At 55.3% G+C, this 16,510-nt stretch carries 14 protein-coding genes; 8 read left to right on the top strand and 6 right to left on the bottom strand.

Annotated elements, in window-relative coordinates; genetic code table 11:
- Window positions 1-93: 93 nt before the first annotated feature.
- From rlmKL to rmf, 6 genes are all read left to right on the top strand, one after another.
- Window positions 94-2,202: a bifunctional 23S rRNA (guanine(2069)-N(7))-methyltransferase RlmK/23S rRNA (guanine(2445)-N(2))-methyltransferase RlmL gene (gene rlmKL / locus AB8818_RS06480; RefSeq protein WP_192982986.1), complete on the top strand. Its 2,109-nt coding sequence runs from the start codon at window positions 94-96 to the stop codon at window positions 2,200-2,202.
- An 11-nt stretch (window positions 2,203-2,213) separates the two neighbouring features.
- The gene (locus AB8818_RS06475; RefSeq protein WP_116340910.1) at window positions 2,214-4,121 is read left to right on the top strand and encodes an ABC transporter ATP-binding protein; all 1,908 of its coding nucleotides are present in this window, start codon (window positions 2,214-2,216) and stop codon (window positions 4,119-4,121) included.
- A 13-nt stretch (window positions 4,122-4,134) separates the two neighbouring features.
- Entirely contained in the window at window positions 4,135-5,388 is a 1,254-nt protein-coding gene (gene pqiA / locus AB8818_RS06470; RefSeq protein ID WP_192982989.1) for a membrane integrity-associated transporter subunit PqiA, read from the top strand.
- A gap of 4 nt (window positions 5,389-5,392) precedes the next feature.
- Window positions 5,393-7,033, top strand: a complete 1,641-nt coding sequence (gene pqiB, locus AB8818_RS06465) for an intermembrane transport protein PqiB (RefSeq protein WP_116340907.1) — start codon at window positions 5,393-5,395, stop codon at window positions 7,031-7,033.
- The gene (gene pqiC / locus AB8818_RS06460) at window positions 7,030-7,596 is read left to right on the top strand and encodes a membrane integrity-associated transporter subunit PqiC (protein ID WP_116340906.1); all 567 of its coding nucleotides are present in this window, start codon (window positions 7,030-7,032) and stop codon (window positions 7,594-7,596) included. Before pqiB ends, pqiC begins: the two co-directional genes overlap by 4 nt.
- Before the next feature lie 256 nt (window positions 7,597-7,852).
- Window positions 7,853-8,020 carry a ribosome modulation factor gene (gene rmf / locus AB8818_RS06455; protein ID WP_013097261.1) on the top strand — a complete coding sequence of 56 codons (168 nt, stop codon included), beginning with the start codon at window positions 7,853-7,855 and terminating at the stop codon, window positions 8,018-8,020.
- 73 nt (window positions 8,021-8,093) lie between these two features.
- Here the strand turns inward: rmf and fabA are convergent, their stop codons facing one another.
- On the bottom strand, window positions 8,094-8,612 hold the full coding sequence (gene fabA, locus AB8818_RS06450) for a bifunctional 3-hydroxydecanoyl-ACP dehydratase/trans-2-decenoyl-ACP isomerase (RefSeq protein WP_000227926.1): 519 nt from the start codon (window positions 8,610-8,612) through the stop codon (window positions 8,094-8,096).
- Window positions 8,613-8,680: 68 nt separating this feature from the next.
- Complete coding sequence (locus AB8818_RS06445; protein WP_116340905.1) at window positions 8,681-10,441, bottom strand: Lon protease family protein; 1,761 nt, start codon at window positions 10,439-10,441, stop codon at window positions 8,681-8,683.
- Between the two features lie 186 nt (window positions 10,442-10,627).
- Here AB8818_RS06445 and matP point away from each other — a divergent pair, with 186 nt between their 5' ends.
- Window positions 10,628-11,080, top strand: a complete 453-nt coding sequence (matP, locus tag AB8818_RS06440) for a macrodomain Ter protein MatP (RefSeq protein WP_023332611.1) — start codon at window positions 10,628-10,630, stop codon at window positions 11,078-11,080.
- 62 nt (window positions 11,081-11,142) lie between these two features.
- Here the strand turns inward: matP and ompA are convergent, their stop codons facing one another.
- Window positions 11,143-12,198 carry a porin OmpA gene (gene ompA, locus AB8818_RS06435; protein ID WP_108780329.1) on the bottom strand — a complete coding sequence of 352 codons (1,056 nt, stop codon included), beginning with the start codon at window positions 12,196-12,198 and terminating at the stop codon, window positions 11,143-11,145.
- A gap of 354 nt (window positions 12,199-12,552) precedes the next feature.
- Window positions 12,553-13,062, bottom strand: a complete 510-nt coding sequence (sulA, locus tag AB8818_RS06430) for an SOS-induced cell division inhibitor SulA (protein WP_116340904.1) — start codon at window positions 13,060-13,062, stop codon at window positions 12,553-12,555.
- A gap of 217 nt (window positions 13,063-13,279) precedes the next feature.
- Here sulA and AB8818_RS06425 point away from each other — a divergent pair, with 217 nt between their 5' ends.
- Complete coding sequence (locus tag AB8818_RS06425; RefSeq protein WP_163328629.1) at window positions 13,280-13,906, top strand: TfoX/Sxy family DNA transformation protein; 627 nt, start codon at window positions 13,280-13,282, stop codon at window positions 13,904-13,906.
- Here the strand turns inward: AB8818_RS06425 and yccS are convergent.
- Both yccS and AB8818_RS06415 read right to left on the bottom strand, forming a co-directional pair.
- A complete protein-coding gene (yccS, locus tag AB8818_RS06420; RefSeq protein ID WP_192982992.1) occupies window positions 13,863-16,025 on the bottom strand; it encodes a YccS family putative transporter in 2,163 nt (720 codons plus the stop codon). The two genes, AB8818_RS06425 and yccS, sit on opposite strands and share 44 nt — an antisense overlap.
- 19 nt (window positions 16,026-16,044) lie before the next feature.
- On the bottom strand, window positions 16,045-16,491 hold the full coding sequence (locus AB8818_RS06415) for a YccF domain-containing protein (RefSeq protein ID WP_041910601.1): 447 nt from the start codon (window positions 16,489-16,491) through the stop codon (window positions 16,045-16,047).
- Between the last annotated feature and the right edge of the window lie 19 nt (window positions 16,492-16,510).

Here is a 16,510-nt window from a genome sequence, read left to right as displayed (position 1 = left end):
ACTCCCGCAAATGAAAATAAGCCTTCAACTTTATGACATACACGCCATATTAGCTATAATGCGCGACAATTTTCTAAGAGTAAAAGTGACGATATGAATTCTCTGTTTGCCAGTACGGCCCGTGGGCTGGAAGAGCTGTTAAAAACTGAACTGGAAGCCCTGGGCGCGCAAGAGTGCCAGGTGGTTCAGGGTGGTGTCCATTTTGAGGGCGACACGCGGCTTATTTACCAGAGCCTGATGTGGAGCCGTCTGGCGTCGCGCATCATGCTGCCGATGAAGGAGTGCAAGGTCTATAGCGACCTGGATCTCTACACCGGCGTACAGATGATCGACTGGACAGAGATCTTCACGCCGAACGCCACCTTCGCGGTGCATTTCAACGGCGTGAACGATGAGATCCGCAACAGCCAGTACGGCGCCCTGCGCGTCAAAGACGCCATTGTGGACTGCTTCACGCGTAAAAATAAGGAACGTCCGAACGTCGATCGCGAAAACCCGGACCTGCGCATCAACGTCTGGCTGAACGGCGACACGGCGAGTATTTCTCTCGATCTAAGCGGCGCAGGCCTGCACCTGCGCGGCTACCGCGATCGCACCGGTATGGCGCCGATCAAAGAAACCCTGGCCGCCGCCATCGTGATGCGCTCCGGCTGGCAGCCGGGCACGCCGCTGCTCGATCCGATGTGCGGTTCCGGTACGCTGCTGATTGAAGCGGCCATGCTGGCTACCGACCGTGCGCCGGGGCTGCACCGCGGCCACTGGGGCTTCAAAGGCTGGGCACAGCACGACGAAGCGCTCTGGAAAGAGGTTAAAGACGACGCGCAGACTCGCGCGCGTAAAGGCCTGGCGGAGTACACCTCGCATTTCTACGGTTCGGACAGCGATCCGCGCGTGATTGAACGCGCGCGCAGCAACGCCCGTCGCGCCGGTATCGGCGAGCTGGTCACCTTCGAAGTGAAAGACGTGGCAAACCTGACCAACCCGCTGCCAAAAGGCCCGTACGGTACCGTGATCAGCAACCCGCCATACGGCGAGCGTCTGGACAGCGAGCCGGCGTTGATTGCCCTGCACAGCCTGCTGGGACGCAACATGAAGGACTACTTCGGCGGCTGGAACCTGTCTCTGTTCAGCGCCTCGCCGGAGCTGCTGAGCTGCCTGCAGCTGCGTGCCGATCGCCAGTTTAAAGCGAAAAACGGCCCGCTGGACTGCGTGCAGAAAAACTACCATCTGGCGGAGAAAGCGGCGGACAGCAAGCCTACCGGCGTGGCGGAAGATTACGCCAACCGTCTGCGCAAGAATCTGAAGAAGTTTGAGAAGTGGGCTAAACAGGAAGGGATCGAGTGTTACCGCCTGTACGATGCCGACCTGCCGGAGTACAACGTGGCGGTTGACCGCTACGCGGACTGGGTGGTGATTCAGGAATATGCTCCGCCGAAAACCATTGATGCGCAAAAAGCGCGTCAGCGTATGCTGGACGTTATTGCGGCAACTATCTCCGTGCTGGGCATTGCGCCGAACAAGCTGGTGCTGAAAACCCGCGAGCGTCAGAAGGGTAAAAACCAGTACCAGAAAATGGGCGAAAAGGGCGACTTTATCGAAGTGGGCGAATACAACGCCCGCCTGTGGGTGAACCTGACCGACTATCTTGATACTGGCCTGTTCCTCGACCACCGTATCGCCCGCCGCATGCTCGGCCAGATGAGCAAGGGGAAAGATTTCCTCAACCTGTTCTCCTATACCGGGAGCGCCAGCGTGCACGCCGGTCTCGGCGGCGCGCGCAGCACCACTACGGTGGATATGTCCCGTACCTATCTGGAGTGGGCGGAGCGCAACCTGCGTCTCAATGGCCTGACCGGACGCCAGCATCGCCTGATGCAGGCCGACGTGCTGGGCTGGCTGCGCGATACCGACGAGCAGTTCGACCTGATCTTTATCGATCCGCCGACCTTCTCCAACTCCAAGCGCATGGAGGATAGCTTTGACGTTCAACGCGATCACCTGCGCCTGATGACCGACCTGAAGCGCCTGCTGCGCAAAGGCGGCACCATTATGTTCTCGAACAACAAACGCGGCTTCCGTATGGATCATGACGGCTTAGCAGCCCTGGGCCTGAAAGCACAAGAAATCAGCCAAAAAACGCTGTCTCAGGACTTCGCCCGCAACCGTCAAATTCATAACTGCTGGTTGATTACCGCGGTCTGAAAGGAAAAAAAATGTCATTAATTAGTATGCACGGCGCGTGGCTCTCTTTCAGCGACTCGCCGCTTCTCGATAATGCAGAGCTGCATATCGAAGATAACGAGCGCGTCTGTCTGGTGGGCCGTAACGGCGCGGGTAAATCCACGCTGATGAAAATTCTCAACCGCGAGCAGGGGCTGGATGATGGCCGCATCGTGTACGAGCAGGATCTGATTGTCTCCCGCCTCCAGCAGGACCCGCCGCGTCATGTGACCGGCAGCGTGTACGATTTCGTGGCGGAAGGCATCTCTGAGCAGGCCGAATACCTGAAGCGCTATCACGAGATTTCGCATCTGGTGATGACCGACCCGAGCGACAAGAACCTCAACGAACTGGCGAAAGTGCAGGAGATGCTCGATCACCACGGCCTGTGGCAGCTGGAAAACCGCATTAATGAAGTGCTGGCCCAGCTCGGTCTCGAAGCGGATATGGAGCTCTCGGCGCTCTCCGGCGGCTGGCTGCGTAAAGCGGCTCTGGGCCGCGCGCTGGTCAGCGGGCCGAAGGTGCTGCTGCTGGACGAACCGACCAACCACCTGGATATCGAAGCGATTGACTGGCTGGAAGGGTTCCTGAAAACCTTCAGTGGCACCATCATCTTTATCTCTCACGACCGTTCGTTTATTCGCAATATGGCGACGCGCATTGTCGACCTCGACCGCGGCAAGCTGGTCACCTATCCAGGCGATTACGACACCTATCTGCTGGAGAAAGAAGAAAACCTGCGCGTGGAAGAATTGCAGAACGCCGAGTTCGACCGCAAGCTGGCGCAGGAAGAGGTGTGGATCCGCCAGGGCATCAAGGCCCGTCGCACCCGTAACGAGGGCCGCGTGCGCGCGCTGAAGGCCATGCGCCGTGAGCGCAGCGAACGCCGTGAAGTGATGGGCAGCGCCAAAATGCAGGTGGAAGAGGCGTCCCGCTCTGGCAAGATCGTCTTCGAAATGGAAAACGTCAACTACCAGGTAGACGGCAAGGTGCTGGTGAAAGATTTCTCCGCGCAGGTTCAGCGCGGCGATAAAATTGCACTGATTGGTCCGAACGGCTGCGGTAAAACCACGCTGCTTAAGCTAATGCTGGGCCAACTGCAGGCTGACAGCGGCCGCATTCACTGTGGCACGAAGCTGGAAGTGGCCTACTTCGACCAGCACCGCGCGGAGCTGGATCCGGATCGCACGGTAATGGATAACCTCGCTGAAGGTAAGCAGGAAGTGATGGTAAACGGTAAGCCGCGCCACGTGCTGGGCTACCTGCAGGACTTCCTGTTCCACCCGAAACGTGCGATGACGCCGGTGCGCGCGCTCTCCGGCGGGGAGCGTAACCGTCTTCTGCTGGCTCGTCTGTTCCTGAAGCCAAGCAACCTGCTGATCCTCGATGAACCGACGAACGATCTGGATGTCGAAACGCTGGAATTACTGGAAGAGCTGATCGACGGTTATCAGGGAACCGTGATGCTGGTTAGCCACGATCGTCAGTTCGTGGATAACACCGTGACCGAGTGCTGGATCTTCGAAGGTGAAGGGCGAATTGGCCAATACGTCGGCGGTTATCACGATGCAAAAGGCCAGCAGTCGCAGTCTCTGGCGCAGAAACAGTCGAAGTCCAGAACAAGTTCTGAACCTGCTGTAACAAAAGCAGAAACTGTCAAGAAAACCTCGGCTAAACTAAGCTATAACCTGCAGCGCGAACTGGAGGGGCTACCTCAGCGTCTCGAAGAGCTGGAGGCCGCGCTTGAGGAGCTGCAAGCGCAGGTGGCTGATGCGTCATTCTTCACCCAATCGCATGACTATACTCAGAAAGTACTGGCTGAAATGTCCGCGGCTGAAAAAGCCCTGGAAGAAGCATTTGAGCGCTGGGAGTACCTTGAGTCTCTGAAAAACGGCGCATAAACAGGGATTAAATATGTGTGACCAGCACCATGCCGACAGGCATATATTATGCTCGCAATGCGATATGCTCGTGGCGTTGCCAGAGCTTGGTCACGGACATAAAGCCCTGTGTCCACGCTGTGGCGCGACGTTGACAACCGAGTGGGACGCGCCGCGGCAGCGTCCCACTGCCTACGCGCTGGCAGCACTGTTCATGCTGCTGCTCTCCAATCTCTTCCCCTTCATCTATATGAAGGTCGGTGGGATGACAAGCCAGGTGAATCTGCTTGAAATCCCGGGCGTGATGTTCTCGGAAGATTACGCCAGCCTCGGCACCTTTTTTCTGCTGTTTGTCCAGATAGTCCCGGCGTTTTGCCTGGTCGTCATCCTGTTATTGGTCAACCGTGTCAGAATGCCGGCATCACTGAAAATCCGGCTCGCGCGTATCCTTTTTCAGCTCAAAAGCTGGGGAATGGCCGAGATTTTTCTGGCGGGGATACTGGTCAGTTTCGTGAAGCTGATGGCGTACGGCGATGTGGGGATTGGCAGCAGCTTTATTCCCTGGTGTCTGTATTGCATTCTGCAGCTGCGCGCTTTCCAGTGCGTGGACAGGCGCTGGGCCTGGGATGATATCGCCCCGGCACCGACGCTCGCGCAGACGGTGAAGGTGGGCGTGCCGGGTATTCGTCAGGGGCTCCGTTCTTGTCCGTGCTGTACCGCCGTGCTGCCTGCCGATCTCGAGGTTTGTCCGCGCTGCGAAACGAAGGGCCATGTTCGGCGTAAAAACAGCCTGCAGTGGACGATGGCGCTGCTGGTGACCTCCGTCATGCTGTATCTGCCCGCCAATATTCTGCCGATTATGATCACCGATTTGCTCGGCGACAAAATGCCCTCGACGATCCTCGCCGGAGTCATACTGCTGTGGGGCGAAGGATCCTATCCTGTCGCCGGCGTGATTTTCATCGCCAGTATCATGGTGCCCACCTTGAAAATGATCGCGATTGCCTGGCTCTGCTGGGATGCAAAAGGCCACGGAAAGCGCGACAGCGAACGCATGCACCTGATTTACGAAGTGGTCGAATTTGTCGGTCGTTGGTCAATGATCGACGTGTTTGTAATTGCCGTTCTCTCTGCGCTGGTGCGGATGGGCGGTTTGATGAGTATTTATCCCGCGATGGGGGCTTTAATGTTTGCACTGGTCGTGATTATGACCATGTTTGCGGCCATGACCTTCGACCCTCGTTTATCGTGGGATCGTGAGCCTGAATCAAGCCATGAGGAAGAGTAAGAGCATGGAAAATAAGAGTGGAGAGGCGAAAGTGCAGAAGGTCAAAAACTGGTCGCCGGTGTGGATTTTTCCCATTGTGACTGCGCTGATCGGTGCCTGGATCCTGTTTTATCATTACAGCCATCAGGGGCCGGAAGTGACGCTGATTACCACCAATGCCGAGGGGATTGAGGGCGGTAAAACGACCATCAAAAGCCGTAGCGTGGATGTGGGCGTGGTGGAAAGCGCAACCCTGACCGACGATTTAACCCATGTGGAGATTAAGGCGCGCCTTAATGCCGGCATGGAAAAACTGCTGCACGGCGACTCTGTTTTCTGGGTAGTTAAACCGCAGGTGGGGCGTGAAGGGATCAGCGGCTTAGGGACGCTGCTTTCGGGTGCCTACATCGAGCTGCAGCCAGGTGCAAAAGGCAACCAGCCGGCGCAGTACCAACTTCTGGATTCACCGCCGCTGGCACCGCCTGATGCAAAAGGTATCCGCGTGATCCTCGACAGTAAAAAAGCGGGCCAACTCACGGCGGGTGACCCGGTACTGTTCCGTGGCTATCGCGTGGGGTCGGTGGAGAAAAGCACGTTCGATCCTCAGAAAAGAGCTATCAGCTATCAGCTGTTCATCAATGCGCCTAACGATCGTCTGGTCACCAGCAACGTCCGTTTCTGGAAAGACAGCGGCATCGCGGTGGATCTGACCTCGGCGGGCATGCGCGTTGAAATGGGATCGCTGACAACGCTGTTTGGCGGCGGCGTGAGCTTTGACGTACCGGAAGGGCTCGACCTGGGGCAGCCGGTTGCGGAGAACACCGCTTTCCGCCTGTTCGACGATCAAAAAAGCATTCAGGATGCGCTCTACACCGATCACGTTGACTTCCTGATGTTCTTCAAAGATTCCGTCCGCGGTCTGCAGCCGGGAGCGCCTGTTGAGTTCCGCGGTATTCGCCTTGGTACGGTTGGACAAGTTCCGTTCTTTGTGCCTGGCCTGCAGCAGGTACTGGATGATGATTACCGCATACCGGTGCTGATTCGTATTGAACCCGAACGCCTGATCAACCAGATTGGCGAGAATCAGGATATTGCCACCCACATCAGCCAGCTGATGGAACGCGGTCTGCGTGGATCGTTGAAGACGGGTAACCTGGTGACCGGTGCGCTGTACGTGGATATGGACTTCTACCCGAAAGCACCGCCGATTACCGGTATTCGTGAATTCGGTGGCTATAAGATCATCCCAACGGTGAGCAGCGGTCTGGCGCAGATCCAGCAGCGTCTGATGGAGACGCTGGATAAGATCAACAATCTGCCATTGAACCCAATGATTGAAGCAGCGACAGGTTCATTGCATCAAAGCCAGGCGACAATGCAACGCCTGCAGGCCACGCTGGATAACATCAATAAGATCACCGCCAGCCAGAGCATGCAGCAGCTGCCGCAGGATATGCAGAAAACGCTGCGTGAGCTGAACCGCAGTATGCAGGGCTTCCAGCCCGGCTCGGCGGCATACAACAAGATGGTCGCAGATATGCAGCGTCTCGATCAGGTCTTGCGCGAACTGCAGCCGGTTCTGAAAACGCTCAACGAGAAGAGCAATGCGCTGGTGTTCGAAGCGAAAGATAAAAAGGATCCTGAGCCGAAGAGGGCGAAACAATGAAAAAATGGCTAGCGATTGCAGGAGCGATGGTACTCACGGCCTGTAGCTCCGGGAGCGAAACGAAAAGCTACTACCAGCTACCGATGGGGACGCAGGCGGTTACGCAAAGTAGCGCCTCGCAGGGCAACCGTCTGCTGTGGGTTGAGCAGGTCGCCGTGCCAGATTACCTGGCCGGCAACGGCGTGGTCTATCAGACCAGCGATGTGCAGTACGTTATCGCCAACAACAACCTGTGGGCCAGTCCGCTGGATCAGCAGCTACGCAATACGCTGGTGGCGAATCTTGGCAGTCAGCTTCCGGGCTGGGTTGTTGCCTCCCAGCCTCTGGGAAGCGATCAGGACACGCTGAACGTCACGGTAACGGGCTTCCATGGTCGTTATGACGGTGCCGTTGTCATCAGCGGCGAGTGGCTGTTGAATCATCAGGGACAGCTGATTAAGCGTCCTTTCCATCTGGAGCTGAAGCAGCAGAAGGATGGCTATGATGAAATGGTGAAAGTGCTGGCCCAGGGCTGGGCGCAGGAATCAGCCAGTATCGCCAGGGAAATTTCCCGGCTGCCATAAGTAAAATTCATCGTCAAAAACCGCAATCGGCCTGGTGCTGATTGCGGTTTTTTTTTCGTTTTGGCGTCAGGTTGTTACTTGTGCCGCGTCACAATTTTTGTACAAATGATCTTCTGGCTAGCTCACAAATATGACACCCGTATGAATTTTGAACATTGACGCTGGGACTAATTCGGGGTATTCGTTATCTGTGCCTGCGCATCTGGCGCAGACACTGTTTTCTTTCCACCAGACAAAAGAATGAGGGAAACGAGGCATGAAGAGACAGAAACGAGATCGCCTGGAACGGGCTCATCAACGTGGTTATCAGGCCGGCATCGCTGGACGTTCGAAAGAAATGTGTCCTTATCAGACGATAAACCAAAGGTCACAATGGCTGGGAGGCTGGCGAGAAGCCATCGGCGACAGGGCACTAATAGCCTGATAACGTCTCTTTAAAAAAAGAAACCTCCGCACTGCGGAGGTTTCGCCTTTCTGGATGGGGCTAAAAGCCGTTATCAGAAAGCAGAGGTATCCTGGAACAGACCCACTTTCAGGTCGTTAGCGGTATAGATCAGACGACCGTCTACCAGCACTTCGCCATCTGCCAGGCCCATAATCAGGCGACGGTTAACGATGCGCTTGAAGTGAATACGATAGGTCACTTTCTTCGCCGTAGGCAGAACCTGACCGGTGAATTTCACTTCGCCCACGCCCAGCGCGCGGCCTTTACCTTCACCACCCAGCCAGCCCAGATAGAAGCCAACCAGCTGCCACATGGCATCCAGGCCCAGGCAGCCAGGCATTACCGGATCGCCAATAAAGTGGCAACCGAAGAACCACAGGTCCGGGTTGATATCGAGTTCTGCTTCTACGTAACCCTTATCGAAGTTGCCGCCGGTTTCGGTCATTTTCACGACACGGTCCATCATCAGCATGTTCGGGGCCGGTAACTGTGGGCCTTTCGCGCCAAACAGTTCTCCGCGACCAGAGGCAAGAAGGTCTTCTTTTGTATAGGATTCGCGTTTATCTACCATGTTCTCAGTAAGCCTTATTTTAGTGAAGGACGCAGGATAGCTAACACGTGTACGCTGAACAAGTCCGATCAGTTCGAACTGAACCAACCCAGCCAGCGTAACGGCCATGGATAACGATGACGAGCATCCTGCTGTGTCGCCTGAGCAATGCGCTCCTGGATAGTCTGCATCAGGGTCGTCTGCCCCTCGCCATCCCATACCAGGTTTGTCAGTAAGGGTAGTGCATCCTCAATCCCTTCGATTGCCCAGATGGCGAATTGTTCCTGTTCAACCGCGTCCAGAATATCCTGGCTCAGGCTGAGATGGCGTACGTTGGGCGCGGGAATAATCACCCCCTGTTTGCCGTTTAAACCACGCTGCTGACAAATAGAGAAGAAGCCTTCAATTTTTTCGTTCAGACCGCCAACGGGCTGAGCACGACCAAACTGATCGACCGAACCGGTGATGGCAATATTCTGGTTGATCGGCACGTCCGCCAGGGCGCTGATTAAGGCGCACAGCTCTGCCATAGAGGCGCTATCGCCATCCACTTCGCTGTAGGACTGTTCGAACGTCAGCGAGGCGGAGAAGGGGATTTGCTGCTCGAGCTGCAGCTCGGACATCAAAAACGCCTGCATGATCATCATGCCTTTGGCGTGAATGTTTCCGCCCAGCTCGGCTTTGCGTTCAATATCGGTAAACTCGCCATCGCCAATATGCACAACGCAGCTGATACGGGACGGTTCACCGAACGCGCGCGGATGGCCGGGAAATTCAATCACCGAAAGGGCGTTAATCTGACCGACGCGTTCGCCTTCGGTCTCGACCAGAATTTGTTCCAGCAGAATTTCATCCTGCATGCGGTCAGCAAGATAGCCTTCGCGCCACTCCCGCTGCGCCAGCATCTGGGTGAGCTGTTCGCCAGTAAATGCGCCGTTACCGCCGATGGTACCCACCTCACGCAGCTGCTTGCCGATCCAGAGCGGGCAGAGCGGCAGGGTCTCCTGGTCACCGGTATAGCGAACGGCTTCACGGATCAAACCCGGCCACGCGTCGGCGGCAGGCGTTGGCAATGCGAAACGTTCCGCCACGGCCATCACCCACTGACACCACTGCGCCATGTCGTCAGCATCGGCAATCTGGATGTTGTCTTCATATTCGCTGTAAACTGCCTGCTCGGCCAGTTCCGGCTCCATTTCCTGGAAGTCCGCCAGCGATTCGCGGTCGCCCGTCAGCACGACGGTCAGCGACAGCGGCATTGACGGCACGGAGACAGGAAGCGGACGAGACTCATCGTAACCGACCCAGTCAAAGCGCTGTTGGGTAACAATGGTTTTCAGGCGCATCCACAGCAGCGGCTGCGAGAGCAGGGTGCGCAGTGAGATGATGAGCACGCCGCCGTTTGCTCGATGCACCAGCCCCGGCTGCAGGGAAAGCTCGCCGTTAAACTGGCGCAGACAGCCAAAGAGCTGTTCAGCCTCGACCCAATTAGCGGTTATCACCTCGCCTTTAGCAGCAAAACGACCGTCGGCCTGGTCCGCCGGTTCGAAGGTAATAGTGTGCCCTACGATACGATACTGGCCGCCAAAGACCGCGTTGGTGTCCGGCTGCAGCTGGCGCATGGCATCCCCAAGCAGCGTCAGATATTCCGCTTCTTCCGGGGCTTTCAGCAGCATGAAGGGCGATGTCGCCCACGGACTTAACGCCTGCTCCAGCGCATAATGTAAGCGTGGTTGCGTATCGCTAAGGATGAATTCGTGTTCTTTTGCGAGATCGGGCTGTGCAAACAGTTCCTGATAGCTCTCGGCATCCGGAACAAGGTCACGCCATGCTAGTTTCGTAATGGTCAAAGTTGATGTTTTTTAGTCAGATGTAAAAGCGTGGAGTATACCGTAAGCGGGGGGCTCTACCCAAGCAGGATCGGGTATTTCAGCAGGCGGATTGGCCGCATTCACTCACAGGATATGATTTCTTTTCAGCAGATTGCTAAAAAACTGATATTCTGAACAGAGTTACGTGGTAACACTGAGATCGCAATGAAATATCAACAACTGGAAAATCTCGAAAGCGGCTGGAAATGGAAGTACCTGGTCAAAAAGCACCGTGAAGGGGAGCTGATCACCTGCTACATCGAAGCCAGCGCTGCGCAAGAAGCCGTGGATATTTTGCTGACCCTCGAAAATGAACCGGTACAGGTTAATGGCTGGATTGAGAAGCACATTAATCCTGCGTTGCTAAACCGGATGAAGCAAACTATCCGCGCGCGACGTAAACGGCATTTTAATGCTGAGCATCAGCATACCCGGAAAAAGTCCATCGATCTTGAATTCGTGGTCTGGCAGCGTCTGGCTGGGCTGGCGCAACGGCGTGGTAAGACCCTGTCGGAAACCATCGTGCAGTTGATTGAGGATGCCGAACATAAAGAGAAGTACGCTAACCAGATGTCGTCGCTGAAAAACGACCTTCAGGCGTTGTTGGGCAAAAAGTAGATTTTTTTTTCTTCAGACAATAAAAAACCCCGCATGGCGGGGTTTTTTTATAAGACGATAACTTATGCCGCTGGCTGAGTTACAACGTCTTTAACGCCTTTAACTTCGATCTCTACGCGACGATCTGGTGCCAGGCAGTCGATCAGTGCAGCGCGAGCTTTAACGTTGTCACAGGTGTTGCCAGTAACTGGGTTAGATTCGCCCATACCACGTGGGGAGATCTTGTTAGCTGGGATACCTTTAGAGATCAGGTAATCAACAACAGACTGAGCACGTTTCTCAGACAGTTTCTGGTTGTAAGCGTCAGAACCGATGCGGTCGGTGAAGCCCAGAACCACTACAGAACCGTCTTTAGGATCCAGGTTGCTCAGCTGGGTGTACAGCTGATCCAGTGCCTGCTGACCTTCTGGTTTCAGGGTCGCTTTGTTGAAGTTGAACAGAACGTCAGACTTCAGAGTGAAGTGCTTGGTCTGTACTTCTGGAGCTGGAGCCGGCGCTGGAGCAACAACTGGTGCTGCATCTTCCTGCTGGCCGAAACGGTAGGAAACACCTACGCTCAGCATGCCGTTGTCTGGACGAACGCCAACGGTAGCACCGTCACCGATGTTGTTAACCCACTGGTATTCCAGACGGGTAGCGATGTCACGGGTCATAGCCCACTCAACGCCACCAGCGAATACTGGGGAAACGCCAGTGTCATGGTCGTCGCCAGCGATGTTGTTGCTGGAGTCTGCACGCCATACCATGCCGCCCAGACGGGTGTACACGTCCAGATCGTCAGTTACTGGGTAACCCAGTTTAGCGGTCAGCTGAACGCCCTGAGCTTTGAAAGCGCCATTGATGGTGTCGCCTTTGTATGGCATACGACCTAACCAGTCGTAACCCATTTCAAAGCCAACATACGGGTTAACCTGATAGCCACCGAACGCACCTGCACCAAGCTGGCTCTCGTGAGTAGGGCCATCGTTGTTCAGGCTGCTGTTGTACCAGCCAGTGTCATGGAACTGAGACCAGCCCAGTTTACCACCTGCATACCAGGTATTATCTTTCGGAGCGGCCTGCGCTACGGTAGCGAAGCCAGCCAGTGCCACTGCAATCGCGATAGCTGTCTTTTTCATTTTTTGCGCCTCGTTATCATCCAAAATTCGCCATGAAGGTCTCAAGAGAGAATCACGGTTAAATCCTTCACCGGGGGGCGTGGTCAAATATAAATCTACCGATATCTTCGGCTTAGGCCGAGCACCCCTGGCGATGTAAAGTCTACAACGTAGCTGAAAACTTACAAGTGTGAAGTCTGTCAGGCATATGAAAAAAAAAGTTCCGTATACCTATTATTTAACATTTTTAGAACGAATTTTGTGCAATAAAATTAAGGAGAACCGCACCAGACAAGCCTTGCCGTAATTTTGAGGCCGGGAACTAAAACCGCATCTTGCGGTCAAAAAAAATTCCAGGAAAAATCTTAATTTCACTCAATGATACAAATTTGAGTGAATTTTTAGCCCAGAAAGTTGTCCTCTGCGATAAGAATCTGGACGAACCGGGCGCATGATAAACCCGATCGCATTCCCTTCTTCAGCCGCTTCGGTCAGACGAAAATGTTCCTCTTCCGTCAATTCTTCCGGTAACCACCCGATCACCACGCTGTAATTTCCGGTGCGCAACGCTCGAATCATCGACTCGACGGTATCACACGGTGAAAGTTGGTTGATCTGCATCACCTTAGCCAGGGGCAGGCCTGCGGACTGCACCCATTCACGGCTCAGTTTCTGCTGTGGCGTCAGCCAGAGTTGCCAGCGAGATTGCTGACCAAGCTGCTGTAATAGCGGCAGCAGCAGGAGTTGGGTCAACAGGGGCTGGTCTTCACGATAAACCACTTCACTAATAAGCCCCGTCGAAGCACCACCAACGGCGTTTTGCGCGACATTGCCCGCGGTAGAGGTGAGAGAAGTTGAGCGATTTGCATAGCCTGAAGTGTACATTTTCATTCCAGCCCTGTAGTTACTGTATGAATATACAGTAACCCCTGTATGCATAAAGATCAACCTCATTTTCGGAAAGCGACTCGCAAAATTCATTCAATATTGATGCCCTTCGAAAAATCATCTTGCTCAACGACGCTAAGTTGCCTATTTTCCTGCTAACGGATCCGCTAGTAAGAAACTTCGTTGTTACTTTATGATTTTGAAGGGAAATATCATGAAAAAGATATCTTATGAACGGATTTATAAATCCCAGGAATACCTCTCACCGCTGGGTGAAATTCATCATCGTGCGCTGTTCGGCGGCTATACCCTGGCGGTGGATGACGCGGTTTTTGCCATGGTGTCAGATGGCGAGCTTTACCTCCGCGCATGTGAAGAAAGCGCCAAATACTGTGTAAAAAATGCTGCGTCTTTTTTGACCCTGATGAAGCGGGGTCGCCCGGTGCTTCTCAACTATTACCGGGTGGATGACGGGTTATGGCAGGACAGGGAGCGTCTGCTTCAGCTCTCTTCGTTCGCGCTCAATGCGGCGAGAAAAGAGCGTTATCAGCGCCATCAGCGCAATCGACTTAAAGATCTGCCAAACCTGACCTTTCAGCTGGAAGTGTTGCTCCTTGAAGCGGGCATTACCAACGAAGAAACGCTGCGGGCGCTTGGTGCCAGGGAAAGTTGGCTGAAAATGCGGGCGAAAAATAAAGCGCTTGGTATCAAAGTGCTTTTCGCGCTGGAAGGGGCTATTGAAGGGCTGCATGAGGCGGCACTCCCGGCCGGCATTCGCCGGGAGTTGACGGAGTGGTTTAATGCGCTGCCTGAGCCACAGGAAAATCACTCCACAAGGTAGCGATTTGCTGTTGCAGCCGGCAAATTTCAGGCAGCAGGGCGATGAGCAGGCCAATCTGCTGTAACACCAGAGGCGCTTTGCTGTCGTTTCCGGGCTCCAGATGCGCTATACGTTGCGTCAGTTCATCCAGCGCTTGTCTCACGCGCGGTTCATCGGCTGGCCGGTGATGCAAAGCGTCATCGACATAACAGACCGCGTCATCCAGCAGGCTGAGGATACCCGGGTTGGTCAGTTTCTCGCGGTGGGCACCCAGCGTCGAAATATAGCTCGTGAAGGTATGGTTCAGGCAGAGCAGCCGGAAAGCCGTCTCACGAATCTCCGCCGTGGCGCGCGGCTCCGTTGACATGTTGGAGACGACCGAGGCCAGCTCGGCATCGCTGTTGTGCGCATCGCGGCGGGCTATACGGTAAGCCAGACGGTTATCGCGACCCTGATGGTATTGCTCAAGGATGGCATCCAGATATCGACAGTTGGCGTTCATGGCCCTGTCTAACACGCGCGGTAAGTTACGGAAACGCCAGTCCGGCCAGATAAAGCTGACCGCGGCCCAGGCGATGGCGCAGCCAATCAGGGTATCGATCACGCGGGGCAGGGCGACCTCGAAACCTTCACCCAGCAGGTTAAAGCAGAGCAGAACCAGCAGCGTGATGAACATGGTGGCATGAGCGTACTGTACGTTGCGAAACGCGAAGAACAACACGCCGGTGATCACGATCAGGATCAGCTGTCCTTCAATAGACGGCACGAAATAGAGCACCGGAAGGCCGATTGCGACGCCGACCAGCGTGCCGATAATGCGTAGCGCCAGGCGGTGTCGGGTGGCGTTATAGTTCGGCTGGCAGACGAACAGGCTGGTCAGCAGGATCCAGTAGCCGTGGTGCAAACCGGTTATCTGGATAAAAGCATACCCCACGCATAAGACCACGGACATTCGCACCGCGTGGCGAAACAGCGCCGACTCCGGCGTAAAATTGCGGCTCAGCCGCAGCCACATATCGCTAACGCCGTGCACGCTGTCATCAGCGAGCTGGTTGTCTATCTCATTGCCCGGCATTGCCATCGCCTGCTCGGACTCAATCGTCGCCAGCTGTGCATCAATCGCCCGCAGGTTGTTCAGCAGAAAACCCAGCGCTTTGATCTGTTCCGGTGACGTTCCACTGGCCTGCACGCGGTCGAGCGCCGCATCAAGATGGCTAAATACCCGTTCGAAGCGTGAGTCATGCTGATAGGGCGTGCGCAGCAGAATGGATCGTGCGAGCTGCTGGCATGCCTGAGACTGCATGGACAGCAGGCGCTGGAAGCGGAACATCACGTCGCTGTAGCGGAACTTCTCGCGCAGAGCGGCGTACTGAACGTGCGAAGAGCTGGCGCGTTCATGGATATCCTGAGCAGCAAAATAGTAGTGTAAGGTCCTTCGCGTTCCGCGCTGGCCGCGATCCCCGCGCAGACGGGTAAGCAGCGAGGCTTTCGTCTGGTTTAGGGTGGCGACCAGTTGGCCGTTGGCCAGCGCCAGATCGTAAAGCGGCGCCTGGCTTTCTTCCTCGATATCCGGGTCGAACAGTCGGGATTTCAGTTCCAGATAGTGGGCTAACTGCTCAAAGCTGCGGGCGAGATTATCCTGCAGAGGGCGAACCGGGAAGATCAGATGCCCGGTTAACGTCAGCAGGTTATACCAGATGGCGCCCAACAGCAGCAGCACAGGCTGCTGGTACCACTGGTCGTACAGGGAAACGCCCAGCATGGTATAGATGGCGATGAGCAAGGCACCGAAGGCGATAGTGGCATAGCGCTGCCCCAGACCGCCCAGCAGAATAAACCCGCTGGTTGAAAGCGTAAGGCCCAGGGCAAACAGCCAGGGCCAGGGAAAGAGCAACTCAACGGACGCGGAGGCGATAAAAAAACAGACGAGCGTAATCACCAGGTTACGCAAACGGCCGGCCAGGCGATCGTCCAGATCTGCCAGCGCCCCGGCCACCACCCCCAGCGTGAGCGGGATGGTGAGTTTCACATCATTCAGCCACCACGGCAGGGCAGCCGTGCCGCAAAGCGCGATAAAAATCCTGACGTTGTAGAGCCAGGCGCTGTTCCAGGTATAACGGCGAAGCAGTGGGCTTAGCATAAACGCGGCCAGTCCTTATTTACTGAAAACGACGACGTGCGTTCGCTTCACGCGCCGCCTGAGCCACTTCGACCGGAACCACCCTGCGACCGACGGGCCAAAGGGCGATGGCGGCGATCTTAAAGTTTGCGAGCCCGACCGGAATACCAATTATTGAGATGCACTGCGCAATACCGGCAAAAATATGCATGATGCACAGCCACCAGCCGAAGAAAATCAGCCACAGAATGTTCAGCAAAGTTCCCCCCGTATTCATCAGGGCGCTTTTGCTCTCCGGGTTCAGCTCGTTAACGTGGATAGCTTCGTTACCGTAGGGGATGAACGAGAGTTTCGTGATTTCCCAGCAGGAACGAGTCAGGGGAAGCGTGAAAATCAGGACGATGCTCACCAGCGTGGCAAAAAGCCAGGAAAGGGTGGTGGCAAAACCGCCCAGCACAAAATTCAACACATTCAGAACGGTACGCATAAACCCTCACTTCCTTTCG

Origin of the sequence: Enterobacter sp. KB-280D8, assembly GCF_041399405.1 — a bacterium.
Lineage (GTDB): Bacteria > Pseudomonadota > Gammaproteobacteria > Enterobacterales > Enterobacteriaceae > Enterobacter > Enterobacter cloacae_N.
Note: the sequence above shows the minus strand (reverse complement) of the source record. Positions and strands in the feature narration are given on the sequence as shown.

What these genes read in the sequence shown, in the direction of transcription:
- matP (WP_023332611.1), top strand. Translation starts at nt 10,628, where the DNA reads ATGAAATATCAACAACTGGAAAATCTCGAAAGCGGCTGGAAATGGAAG.
- fabA (WP_000227926.1), bottom strand. Translation starts at nt 8,612, where the DNA reads ATGGTAGATAAACGCGAATCCTATACAAAAGAAGACCTTCTTGCCTCT.
- AB8818_RS06475 (WP_116340910.1), top strand. Translation starts at nt 2,214, where the DNA reads ATGTCATTAATTAGTATGCACGGCGCGTGGCTCTCTTTCAGCGACTCG.
- pqiB (WP_116340907.1), top strand. Translation starts at nt 5,393, where the DNA reads ATGGAAAATAAGAGTGGAGAGGCGAAAGTGCAGAAGGTCAAAAACTGG.
- yccS (WP_192982992.1), bottom strand. Translation starts at nt 16,025, where the DNA reads ATGCTAAGCCCACTGCTTCGCCGTTATACCTGGAACAGCGCCTGGCTC.
- rmf (WP_013097261.1), top strand. Translation starts at nt 7,853, where the DNA reads ATGAAGAGACAGAAACGAGATCGCCTGGAACGGGCTCATCAACGTGGT.
- ompA (WP_108780329.1), bottom strand. Translation starts at nt 12,198, where the DNA reads ATGAAAAAGACAGCTATCGCGATTGCAGTGGCACTGGCTGGCTTCGCT.
- AB8818_RS06415 (WP_041910601.1), bottom strand. Translation starts at nt 16,491, where the DNA reads ATGCGTACCGTTCTGAATGTGTTGAATTTTGTGCTGGGCGGTTTTGCC.
- rlmKL (WP_192982986.1), top strand. Translation starts at nt 94, where the DNA reads ATGAATTCTCTGTTTGCCAGTACGGCCCGTGGGCTGGAAGAGCTGTTA.
- pqiA (WP_192982989.1), top strand. Translation starts at nt 4,135, where the DNA reads ATGTGTGACCAGCACCATGCCGACAGGCATATATTATGCTCGCAATGC.
- sulA (WP_116340904.1), bottom strand. Translation starts at nt 13,062, where the DNA reads ATGTACACTTCAGGCTATGCAAATCGCTCAACTTCTCTCACCTCTACC.
- AB8818_RS06425 (WP_163328629.1), top strand. Translation starts at nt 13,280, where the DNA reads ATGAAAAAGATATCTTATGAACGGATTTATAAATCCCAGGAATACCTC.
- pqiC (WP_116340906.1), top strand. Translation starts at nt 7,030, where the DNA reads ATGAAAAAATGGCTAGCGATTGCAGGAGCGATGGTACTCACGGCCTGT.